Origin of the sequence: Microbacterium sp. Leaf351 (assembly GCF_001423825.1) — a bacterium.
GTDB lineage: Bacteria > Actinomycetota > Actinomycetes > Actinomycetales > Microbacteriaceae > Microbacterium > Microbacterium ginsengisoli.
Window position 1 is genome coordinate 80,436 of sequence record NZ_LMPK01000002.1, and the last position, 10,562, is coordinate 90,997.

11 protein-coding genes and 1 pseudogene are annotated in these 10,562 nt (G+C 72.1%); 6 read left to right on the forward strand and 6 right to left on the reverse strand.

The window, feature by feature from the left end; translation table 11 throughout:
• From ASG00_RS16130 to mnhG, 4 genes and pseudogenes are all read left to right on the forward strand, one after another.
• Positions 1–775 (forward strand): annotated as a pseudogene (locus tag ASG00_RS16130) (proton-conducting transporter transmembrane domain-containing protein); the annotation flags it as partial.
• Entirely contained in the window at positions 775–1,335 is a 561-nt protein-coding gene (locus tag ASG00_RS00880) for a Na+/H+ antiporter subunit E (protein WP_056206168.1), read from the forward strand. The pseudogene ASG00_RS16130 and the gene ASG00_RS00880, both read left to right, overlap by 1 nt.
• Positions 1,332–1,598 (forward strand): monovalent cation/H+ antiporter complex subunit F, encoded by a 267-nt coding sequence (locus ASG00_RS00885; RefSeq protein WP_045247942.1) that lies wholly within the window; start codon positions 1,332–1,334, stop codon positions 1,596–1,598. The genes ASG00_RS00880 and ASG00_RS00885 overlap by 4 nt, the downstream gene beginning before the upstream one ends.
• Positions 1,595–2,005 carry a monovalent cation/H(+) antiporter subunit G gene (mnhG, locus tag ASG00_RS00890; protein WP_045247943.1) on the forward strand — a complete coding sequence of 137 codons (411 nt, stop codon included), beginning with the start codon at positions 1,595–1,597 and terminating at the stop codon, positions 2,003–2,005. The genes ASG00_RS00885 and mnhG overlap by 4 nt, the downstream gene beginning before the upstream one ends.
• On the opposite strand, the gene ASG00_RS00895 is transcribed toward mnhG, so the two are convergent.
• The 3 genes from ASG00_RS00895 to ASG00_RS00905 all read right to left on the reverse strand — a co-directional run bounded on the left by ASG00_RS00895 (position 2,002) and on the right by ASG00_RS00905 (position 5,209).
• On the reverse strand, positions 2,002–3,543 hold the full coding sequence (locus ASG00_RS00895) for an MFS transporter (protein ID WP_235557457.1): 1,542 nt from the start codon (positions 3,541–3,543) through the stop codon (positions 2,002–2,004). The genes mnhG and ASG00_RS00895 overlap by 4 nt on opposite strands.
• Before the next feature lie 166 nt (positions 3,544–3,709).
• Complete coding sequence (locus tag ASG00_RS00900) at positions 3,710–4,528, reverse strand: lytic transglycosylase domain-containing protein (RefSeq protein ID WP_045247944.1); 819 nt, start codon at positions 4,526–4,528, stop codon at positions 3,710–3,712.
• 300 nt (positions 4,529–4,828) lie between these two features.
• Positions 4,829–5,209: a winged helix-turn-helix transcriptional regulator gene (locus ASG00_RS00905; RefSeq protein ID WP_045247945.1), complete on the reverse strand. Its 381-nt coding sequence runs from the start codon at positions 5,207–5,209 to the stop codon at positions 4,829–4,831.
• Positions 5,210–5,303: 94 nt separating this feature from the next.
• On the opposite strand from ASG00_RS00905, the gene ASG00_RS00910 reads away from it, so the two are divergent.
• Positions 5,304–6,149 (forward strand): NAD(P)H-binding protein, encoded by an 846-nt coding sequence (locus ASG00_RS00910; RefSeq protein ID WP_056206172.1) that lies wholly within the window; start codon positions 5,304–5,306, stop codon positions 6,147–6,149.
• A gap of 69 nt (positions 6,150–6,218) precedes the next feature.
• Here the strand turns inward: ASG00_RS00910 and ASG00_RS00915 are convergent, their stop codons facing one another.
• On the reverse strand, positions 6,219–6,773 hold the full coding sequence (locus ASG00_RS00915) for a TetR/AcrR family transcriptional regulator (RefSeq protein WP_056206173.1): 555 nt from the start codon (positions 6,771–6,773) through the stop codon (positions 6,219–6,221).
• A gap of 80 nt (positions 6,774–6,853) precedes the next feature.
• On the opposite strand from ASG00_RS00915, the gene ASG00_RS00920 reads away from it, so the two are divergent.
• Entirely contained in the window at positions 6,854–7,744 is an 891-nt protein-coding gene (locus ASG00_RS00920) for an NAD-dependent epimerase/dehydratase family protein (RefSeq protein WP_045247948.1), read from the forward strand.
• A 151-nt stretch (positions 7,745–7,895) separates the two neighbouring features.
• On the opposite strand, the gene ASG00_RS00925 is transcribed toward ASG00_RS00920, so the two are convergent.
• Positions 7,896–9,755 carry a YhgE/Pip family protein gene (locus ASG00_RS00925; RefSeq protein ID WP_056206176.1) on the reverse strand — a complete coding sequence of 620 codons (1,860 nt, stop codon included), beginning with the start codon at positions 9,753–9,755 and terminating at the stop codon, positions 7,896–7,898.
• Positions 9,752–10,534 (reverse strand): hypothetical protein, encoded by a 783-nt coding sequence (locus tag ASG00_RS16135; protein ID WP_200934408.1) that lies wholly within the window; start codon positions 10,532–10,534, stop codon positions 9,752–9,754. Before ASG00_RS16135 ends, ASG00_RS00925 begins: the two co-directional genes overlap by 4 nt.
• Positions 10,535–10,562: the final 28 nt, after the last annotated feature.

The following is a 10,562-nucleotide window of genomic DNA, read 5'->3' on the forward strand; positions in this document are numbered from 1 at the left end:
CCCCGACAGCAACATCAACACGCTGCTGCTGATCGTCTCGCTTGCGACGATGATCGTCGGCATCCTCGGCGCCGTCGCCCAGGCCGAGCTCAAACGCATCCTGTCGTTCACGCTCGTCAGCCATGTCGGCTACATGATCTTCGGGCTGGCGATCGCGACGCCGGCGGCCATCGGCGCGACCGTGTACTACATGGTGCATCACATCGTCGTGCAGACGACGCTGTTCCTCGCGGTCGGACTGATCGAGCGCCGGGCCGGCACGACGTCGATCCTGAAGCTCAAGGGCCTCATGACGGGGGCGCCGCTGATCGCGCTGCTCTACTTCATCCCGGCGATCAACCTCGGCGGTCTGCCACCGTTCTCGGGCTTCATCGGCAAGTTCGCGCTCTTCGACGCCGCCGCGCAGGTCGGCACGCCTCTCATGATCGTGCTCATCGTGGGTGGGGTCATCACGTCGCTGCTCACCCTGTACACGCTGATGCGCGCGTGGAACCTCGGCTTCTGGCGGGAGAGCACCTCGGCCGAAGAGCCCGAGGTCGAAGACCGCATCCGCTTCCTCGGGTCGGCGCCGGCTGCGGCCGTCCAGACCGAGCGCCGCGTCATCCCCAAGGTCATGACCGCCTCGACCGCCGGGCTCGTGGTGGTCACGATCGCGCTCACCGTGTTCGCCGGACCCCTGTTCGACCTGTGCGCGCGCATCGGCGCGCAGCTGAGCGAGCCGGTGCACGTCGCCCAGGTGATCAGCGACACGACGACCGGCGAGGGGGGCCACTGATGGTGCGTCGCTCCGCCGCCGCGCGCGCGTGGCGCCAGCTGCCGTTCTTCATCTGGCTCGTGCTGCTGTGGATGCTGCTCTGGGGCCAGTTCACGGTGCTCGCCGCGCTCACCGGCATCGTGGTCGCCCTGATCGTCACGCGCGTGTTCCGGCTGCCGCCGGTCGAGCTGTCGGGCCGGCTGCATCCGTGGCACGCGCTCGTCTTCGTGGTCATGTTCGCGTTCGCGGTCGTGCGCGGCTCGCTGTCGGTCGCCTGGATCGTGCTCGACGCGCGCCGCCAGCCGCGCAACGCGGTCATCGCGGTGCCACTGCGGGTCGACGACGACCTCATCATGACCCACACCGCCGTCACGTCCTCGCTCATCCCGGGGTCGCTGCTGATCGACATCGATCGCGACCGGCGGGTGCTCTACCTGCACGTGATCGGCGTGCGCAGCGCGGAGGACATCGAGCGCCAGCGACGCACGGTGCTCGCGTGGGAACGTCGCGTCGTGCAGGCGTTCGGATCGCGCGCCCAAGTGAAGACAGTGACGGATGCCGCGGCGGGAGGAGCCTCGTGAACCCCCTGCTCGTCGCGATCTACATCGTGTTCGCGCTCGCCGCGCTTCTCACGCTGTGGCGCATCGTGAAGGGCCCGTCGATCCTCGACCGGGCCGTGGCATCCGATGTGCTCCTCACCGAGGTGATGTGCGTGCTCGGCGCCGACATGGCGATCAACCACCACACCCGCACGCTGCCGGTGCTGCTGTGCCTCGCGGCGATCGGTGTGTTCGGGTCGGTCGCGATCGCGCGGTTCGTCGCGAGAAGGGAGGATCGGCGATGACCATCGACAGCGTGCTCGACACGGCCTCGCTCGTGCTGATCCTCATCGGCGCCCTGCTGTGCCTCACGGCAGCCATCGGCGTCGTGAGGCTGCGCGACGTCCCCGGGCGCCTGCACGCGGCGACGAAGCCGCAGGTGCTCGGACTCGTGCTCATCTGCCTGGCGATCGCGCTGTCGCTGCGGTCGTGGCCGGTGGTGGCGTTCCTCGTGCCCGTCGTGATGTTCCAGCTCGCGACCGCCCCGCTGTCGGCCCACATGGTCGGTCGTCAGGCCTACCGCAACGGCTCGTTCGACGCCGACACCCTCGTGGTCGATGAGCTCGCCGGACGCGACGTCGACGAAGCCTCGACGATCGACCGCGAGGCCGCCGGCGGCGCCGGCCCCCAGGAGCCCGGCCCGTCGCGTTAGGCGCCGGGCTGCGGCATCCGCTCGTCGTCGGCGCGGTAGCGCTCGTGCAGGCGCGCCTCGCCCCGGCGGTCGGGAATGCCGAAGCGTACGACGAGTGCGCCGGCGACGAGCACGATCGCGCCGACGAGGTAGGCGGCCCACGCCCCGGCCGCCAGCGACTCGCGCGCGGCCGCGAGGATCTGGCCCGCATCCGCCGGATAGGCCTGGGCGACATGGGCCGCGGAGGCGAACGACGCCTGCAGCGCCGCCGTCACCTCGGCGCCGATCTCCCCCGCGCGCCCCGAGTCGGCGATGTGGCGGGAGACGGCGCCCGCGAACCCCGCAGCGAGGATCGCACCGAGAAGCGCCTGCATGATCGACCCGCCGAGGTCGCCCTGCAGATCGGATGCCGCGGAGGCCATGCCGACGCGTCGAACGGGCGTCGATCCGGTCAGTGAGCGCGACGACGCGGTCATCACGAACGCGGCTCCCGCGCCGACGAAGAGGAAGCCGACGCCGACGAGCGCGTAGGGCGTGCTCTCGCGCCAGCCGAGCATCGTCAGGAACGCGGCGAGGATGATCGCGTAGCCGAGAAGCATCGCCCACCGGGTGCCGCGCGTACCGACCAGCCGAGCGGCGAACGGCACCGCGATCAGCAGGCCGACGGCGGCGGGGATGACGGCGGCGCCGGCCTTCAGAGGGTCGTAGCCGAGCACGTTCTGCAGGAACTGTTCACCGACGAAGATCGCACCTAGCAGCGCACCGAACGCGATGGTGCCGGCGACGGCAGGCGCCCAGAACAGGCGTCGCCGGGCGATGTGCAGGTCGAACAGGGGGAAGCGGGTACGACGCTGCCGCCACCCGAACCCGCCGATCGCGACGACGGCGACGAGCACCAGCACGATGCCCGGCACCTGCTCGCCCGGATCGAAGACGATCCCGATGCCGAGCACGAGCGCACCGACGCCGACCACGGACAACACGCCGCCGATGTGATCGACGGGCTCCTCGGACTCCGCGACGCGGGAGGGCACGGCCCACGCGACCAGCACCGCGGCGACGAGCGCGAGGGGGATCGCCATGAGGAACGACGGGCGCCAGCCGGCATCCGTCAGCACGATACCGGCGAGCACCGAGCCGCCGACGCTCGCCATCGCGCTCACGCTCGACCACAGGGCGATCGCGCGGGTGCGCGCCGGTCCGTCGGCCCAGAGGGCGGTGATCAGCGACAGGGTCGTCGGGTAGGCGGCGCCGGCCGCGAGCCCCGTGAACACCCGCGCGAGCACGAGCGCCTCGACAGAAGATGCCGCAGCGGACGCGACGCTCGCGACCACGGTGAGCGAGAGACCGATGAGCAGGAGCCGCTTGCGGCCGTAGCGGTCGGCGACGGCGCCGAGGTAGAGCACCGACATCGCCAACCCCAGCCCGTTGCCGATGCCGACGAGGTTCAGGGCCGTCTGGGACGCCCCGAACGCGTCGCCGATCGACGGCAGCGCCACCGTCGCCGCGGCGACATTGATGTTGCAGACGACGGCGGCGAGCACCAATGCCGTGAGCACGATCCCCGCCCGGACCGGTGTCGCAGGGCGGGGGGAGGCGGCATCCAACGTGGCGTCCCCTCTCGCGTCGGCATCGGCGTCGACCGAGCGGCCCGCGGACGGCGGGCGCGGCAACGCGCTGGTGGTCAGCCTAGGGGCCGCACCACCAGCGCGTCAGCGTGGCGGATCAGTACCAGCCGGTCGACTGGGAGTGACCCCAGGCGCCGCACGGCGTGCCGTAGGCGCGGCTGATGTAGCCGAGACCCCACGCGATCTGTGTCGCGGGGTTCGTCTGCCAGTCGGCGCCGTTCGCGCCCATCTTCGAGCCCGGCAGGGCCTGGGGGATGCCGTAGGCACCGCTCGAGGCGTTGTAGGCGCGGTAGTTCCAGCCCGACTCCTTCTTCCAGAGGGAGTACAGGCAGGCGAACTGGTCGTCACCCCAGCCGTAGTTGGCGGCCGCCATCTGCTTGGCGATGGCCTGCGCGCTGGCGGGGTCGGCGGCTGCCGCGTTCGCGGCGGCCGCCGACGCCTGCGAGGCGGCGGCGCGCTTGGCTGCCGCGGCCTTCTCGGCGGCGGCCTTCGCGGCAGCCTCCTGCGCTGCGGCCTGCGCGGCCTGCTCGGCGGCGATGCGCGCCTGCTCGGCGTCGTGGGCGGCGATCTGATCGGCGACGGTGGACGTCGTGCCGCGCAGATTCGCGGTGAGGGCGGCCACCGTCTCGGCGGGAAGCTCCTCCGAGTTGGTGAGCTGGTCGATCTGCGCACCGAGGGCGGAGGCGTCGACCTTGCCGGAGGCTCCCGTCACCGTGACTCGGGCGACGGCCGCGTACAGGCTGGCGTCTCGATCGACGTCGCGCGCGGCGGGGCCTGCGAGGGAGGGGGGAGCGGGGGTCTGGGCCGCGGCCGTGGAGACCAGGCCGACGGGGATGCCGACCGCGAGAGTGGTCGCGAGTGCGGCGAGGGGGATGAGGGTTCTCTTACGACGGGGGAGAGTGACGCGAAGGCGCACGGAACTCCAATTCTCGAGCTTCCCTGCGGCTCCTCGCGTGCCCGCCAGGCGGACGACGTCGGGCGGCCGCGCGCGTGTCAGCGGGCGGCGGCCGAGCAGGCTGGCCGCCTCGGACGATGCGGCGGGCGACGGTCGCACGAGGCGGTTCCGGTGCCCTGACGCTGACGCATCACACCCGTCTGGACGGGTGAGTCCGAGGCATCCGCCCCGCTCCCTCGGGTGGGACCGCGGCGGACCCGGCCACGTTAGGGGGCATTTCTGGACGAGTCCTGTATGGATGCCACGGCTCTCCCGGGGGCGTCAGGTGCGGGCGATCGCCTTCTGACCCACGATCTCGTCGGCGTTGTCGGCCACCCAGGAGAGCAACGGGAGCATGCGCTCGACCAGTTCGAGCCCGAGCGGAGTGAGGCTGTACTCGACGTGCGGGGGCACCGCGGGAAGCGATCGCCGGGCCACGAGACCGTCGGCGACGAGGGTGCGCAGCGTCGAGCCGAGCATCTTCTCGCTGATGCCGTCGACGCCCCGGCGCAGCTCGCCCCAGCGCTGCGTGCCGTCGCTGAGAGCGGCGATCACGAGCACTCCCCACCGGCTCATCACGTGGTCGAGCACGACCCGGGTCGGGCATGAATGGGTGAAAGTTCCGGGGCGGTCCTCCCGGATTTCCGCAAAACTCACCGCCATGCCAGTACCATACCCGAAAGTGGGTACCCATCGGTGGGAATGTGCCGATGCCCGATGCCGCTGCATCCTCCGTTCACACGTCGAAGGGAACCCCATGACCATCCTCGTCACCGGTGCCTCCGGGCACCTCGGCCGTCTCGTCGTCGAGCGTCTGCTCGCGCGTGGTGCCGCTGCATCCGACATCGTCGCCGGCGCTCGCACTCCCGCGAAGGCCGCCGACCTCGGCGTGCGCGTCGTCGAGCTCGACTACACGAAGCCCGAGACCGTCGCGGCAGCCCTCGAGGGCGTCGACCGCGTGCTGCTGATCTCGAGCTCCGAGGTCGGACAGCGTGCCGCCCAGCATCAGGTCGTCATCGACGCCGCCGTCGCAGCGGGCGTCGAGCTGCTGGCCTACACGAGCATCTACCGTGCGGGCGAGAGCACCCACATCCTCGCTCCCGAGCATGTCGAGACCGAAGCCGCGATCGCCGCGTCGGGCGTTCCGGCCGTGCTGCTGCGCAACAACTGGTACACCGAGAACCAGCTCGCCGACGTGCAGTACGCGGGCACGTCGGGTGTGCTCGCGGCCGCCGCGGGCGACGGTCGCATCGCGAGCGCCAGCCGCGTGGACTACGCGGACGCTGCCGCCGCGGTGCTGCTGGCCGACGACCAGGCCGGTCGGGTCTATGAGCTCGCCGGTGACGTCGCCTGGAACTACGACGACCTCGCCGCGGCCGCGGCCGCGATCTTCGACCGTGAGGTGGCCTACGTGCGCCAGACGGTCGCCGAGCGCGCCGCCGCGCTCGAGGCCGCCGGGCTCGACGCCGGCACGGCCGGATTCGTCGCCGCGATGGACGCGAGCACGGCCGAGGGCCAGCTCGACGGCGGAGACGGCTCTCTCGCCGCGCTCATCGGACGCCCCACGACGCCTCTCGTCGAGGGACTGCGCGCCGCTCTCTGAGCGCCGCCCCACGGAACGCCGCACCGCTCGGGGTGCGGCGTTCCGTCATGTCGAGCGCGGAGCGTCGCGTCAGGCGGTGAGGCCGCGGAGAGCGGATGCCGCGTCGTCGATGCCCGAGACGAGGTCGGGGGCGGCGCCGGCCACCCAGCGCTGGAACCCCTGGTGGAACAGCGAGACGCCGGCGTCGGCGGCGAGGTCGGCCGACAGGTCGTCGACGCCTCGCGCGCGCAGCGCGTCGGCGGCGGCGGCGCGCATGGTGGCGAGCTTGAGCAGCTCGCGCTCCCGCAGGCTCGTGTTGCGGTCGATCGCGGCCTGACGGGCGGCCACGAAATCGTGGTCGGGGAAGTACTCCTGCGTCTCCCGCATCACCGTGATCATGATCTGCAACGGCGTGAGTCGGTGGTCGGCGGCGGCGATCGCGGCGACGACCCGCTGCTGGAGCACGGCCGATCCCTGGAAGAGCACCTCGCGCTTGTCGGCGAAGTGTCGGAAGAAGGTGCGCTCAGTGACTCCTGCGCGCGCGGCGATGTCGCCGACGGATGTCTCGTCGAACCCGCGCTCGACATAGAGGTCGAGCGCGGCGCGCGCGAGTCGCTCGCGTGCTCCCGGTTCCCATCGACCCATACGTCGATCATAGTGATGACAGTGACTGACGTTGGGTGCTAGCCTGATGTCACACACTGACATCAGGAAGGGAGCGCATCATGCGCATCTTCGTCACCGGAGCCACCGGCTGGATCGGAACCGCCGTGTCGGCCGAACTGCTCTCGGCAGGACATGAGGTCGTCGGCCTCGCTCGCACCGCGGCCGCCGCCGACACCCTCGCCGCCCGCGGCATCGAGGTGCTGCGCGGCGAGCTGACCGACCTCGACTCGCTGCGCGCCGGCGCCGCCGGCGCCGACGCCGTGGCCCACCTCGCCTTCGTGCACGACTTCGCACGGTTCGCCGAGTCAGGGGTGATCGAGCACCATGCCGTCGCCGCGCTCGCCGAGACGCTCGCGCCTCGTGGCGGTGCGCTCATCGTCGCCTCCGGCATGGCGGGCTACCCCGGGCAGACCCTCACCGAGGCGACGCCGTCCACGCAGCACGGCATCGAATCGATGCGCGGCGGCAGCGAGAACCTCGCGCTCGGCTGGGCGGCGCAGGGTGTGCGGGCCATGGCGGCCCGCTTCGCCCCGACGGTGCACGGCATGGGCGACCACGGCTTCACCGCGGAGCTCGCCCGCATCGCCCGCACGCAGGGGTTCGCCGGATATGTCGGCGACGGCATGAACCGCTGGCCCGCGGTACACCGCACCGACGCTGCCCGTCTCGTGCGCCTCGCGATCGAGGGCGGCGAGCCCGGGACGATCGTGCACGCTGTCGCTGAGGACGGAATTCCGGCTCGCGACATCGCGGCGTGGCTCGGTGCCGCACTCGGCGTGCCGGTGCGTTCTGTCGCCCCCGCCGACGCCGATGCGCACTTCGGGTGGATCGGGCGGTTCTTCGCCGCCGACATCGCCGCTTCCGCCACGCTCACCCGTGAGCGCTTCGCCTGGGAGCCGACCGGGCCGACCCTCGCCGAGGACATCGCCGCGGGCGCCTACAGCGGCTGAGTGCAGGAGAATGCGCGAGAACAGGACGATTCGGGCGTGATCGCCCTGTTCCCGCGGGAGTTCCTGTGCGGGCGGGGCCCCGCCTGTGGTGCGACGCTCGCGGCCACGCAGGGTGAGGGGGGCGGATGCCGCGGCATCCGCCCCCCTCACCTCACCCGATGAGGCTCGGCTGCAGATCGCGCAGGGTGCGGCGGTGGGTCATCCGCGTCACGCCGATCGCGGCGAGGAGCAGCGCGCCGATCATCCAGGTGAACAGCACCGCGAGATCGCCGGGCACGCGCGACAGGTCGCCGCCGTACATGAGCTGGCGCATGGCGTCGACGACATATCCCATCGGCAGTACATGATGCAGTGCGGCGAGCGGCCCGGGGAGCGTCTGCCACGGGAAGGTGCCGCCCGCGGTGACCAGCTGCAGCACCATGAGCACCAACCCGAGAAACTGCCCGACCGACCCGAGCCACACGTTCAGCGCCAGCACGATCGCGGCGTAGGTCAGCGAGGCGACCAGCATGATGCCGAGCGTGGCGACGGGGTTCGCGAAGGTGAACCCGAGCGCGACCGCCAGCACGCCGAACAGTCCCAGCATCTGCACGCCGCCGAGCAGCCCCGGGGTCAGCCAACCGGCGACCGTCACCCGCAGGGGCGAGTGCAGCGCGGTCACGGCTCGCCGGGAGATCGGCTTCACGATCAGGAACAGGGCGTAGATGCCGATCCAGCCGGCGAGGGCCACGAAGAAGGGGGCGAGGCCCGCGCCGTAGTCCTCGGCGGAGGCGAGCTTGCCCGACGTGACCGTCACCGGGTCCGAGATCGTCTCGGCCTGCTTCTCGCGAAGGTCGGCCGACGAGTCCGGGATCTGCGACAGCCCGCTCTCGAGTCCGTCACGCAGCTTCGCGGCGCCCTGATCGAGCGTCGTCAGCCCGCTCGCCAGCTGGGCCGTGCCGTCCTTCAGCTGAGAGGCACCGGATGCCGCGGCATCCGCCCCGCTTGCCAGGCTCGACGCGCCATCGGCGACCTGGCTCGCCCCGCTCGAGACCTGCTGCGCGCCCGCGTTGAGCTGGTCGATCTTGCCGACAGCGGCCTGCAGCTGCGTGTTCGCCGCCGTCAGCTGGGTGCCGAGCGGATCGAGCTGCGCGAGCACCTGGTTGATCTGGGCCTGGGTGAGCCCCTGGTCCGCGAGCTGCTGCGCAATGGCCGACCGCACCTGCGGCAGCGCACCGGCGGCCTGGTTCGCGACCGCACCCACCTGATCGGCCGTCTGCGCGAGTTGCGCCGTGCCCGAGGCGACCTGGGCGGCGCCGCTCGCCACCCGGTCGGCGCCCGCGCTGAGCGTGCCCGCCCCGGCGGCGAGCTGGGACGTGCCGTCGGAGAGCTGCGCCGCTCCTGCGGCGGCCGTGTTCGCACCGGATGCCGCGGCATCCGCCCCGCTCGCGAGGCTCGTCGCGCCGTCCGCCGCCGTCACCAGGTTCGAGCGGATGTCGCTGATGCCGGTGAGCAGCCGCAGGGCCGCCTGTTTGCCGACGAGCTGCGTGACCGAGGCCTGGATCTTCGCGACCGCCTGCGAGCCGATCGTGGACGCCAGGTAGTTGTTCGCGTCGTTGGTCTGCAGCGAGATCGTCGCCGCGTGCGGATCGGTGCCGGCAGCGGAGGTGAGAGCGGCCGAGAAGTCGGCCGGGATCGTCACCGTGAAGTCGACGCCGCCCTGCGCGAGCGAGGCCCGCGCCTCGGCAGGAGTCAGGCGCTGCCACGCGAACGTTCCGCTCGACATCAGCTGGTCGGCGACCTGCTCGCCGTAGTTCGACGCGGGCTGGTCGCCGGACGCCGCGACGCCGATGTCCTCGACGACGAGGCCGACGGGAACGTCGGCCAGCTTGCCGTACGGGTCCTGGTTGGCCCACAGGTACAGGCCGCCGTAGAGGATCGGCACGCACATGAGCGCGATGAGCGCGATGACGGCCATGCGGGTGGCGGTGAGGCGGCGCAGTTCCGCCGCGATCATGGCGGGGATCTTCATCGGGGGTCCTCGGTGGGGTCGGGAGTGTGGGGGGAGTCGAGGGGCTCGCTCGTCGGGTCGATCGCGTCGCCGGCGTGCGGCAGGTCGCTCTCGGCGTCGCTGTCGCCGTCGGGCTGGGGCTCGGCGTCGGGATCACACGCCGGCTCGGGCTCTTCGGGCAGGGGCGGGAGCGGGTCGGTCGCCCGCACCGCGGCGCCGGCCAGCACGGTCGCCGACGCCTCACCGGCGATCACCAGCACGGCCACGTGGCGGGCGGCGATCTCCTCGGCGATCGACCACCACGCGACCGGGTCGCCGCCGTGGCGGTCGGGGGAGACCAGCACGACGCCGTCGACGCCGCGCCGCAGCAGGGCGAGCTCGAGCAGCATCCTCACCCGCGCGGCCGGCTCGAGGTCGGCGATCGGCGTGCGGGAATGGGCGTCGAGGTCGTGCGAACGCAGCCACGCGCGCACCGCGCGGGGGTGGGACGGAGCGCCGGCGAACATCAGCTCCTCGGCGGCGACGCCGGCGACCGTGACATCGGCGGCCGGATCGCACACGTCGGGCGCGTCGACCAGGGCGATGCGTCGACGCAGGGCCGCGGCATCCGCTCGTCCGTCGATGCGCACCTCGCCGGTGCCGCTGCTCATGCGTCCGGTGGCCAGCAGGCCCAGCACTGTCGGCCGCTGCTCGGTCTCGGCGGTCGCGAGACGGGCGACCCCCGACTCGTAGGCGATCGTGGTCGACGGCAGCGCCTCGCCGCCGCGGCCCTTCGACACGTCGGTCAGCTCGATGCGCATCAGTCCTCCTCGAGAACGGCGGGGTGGG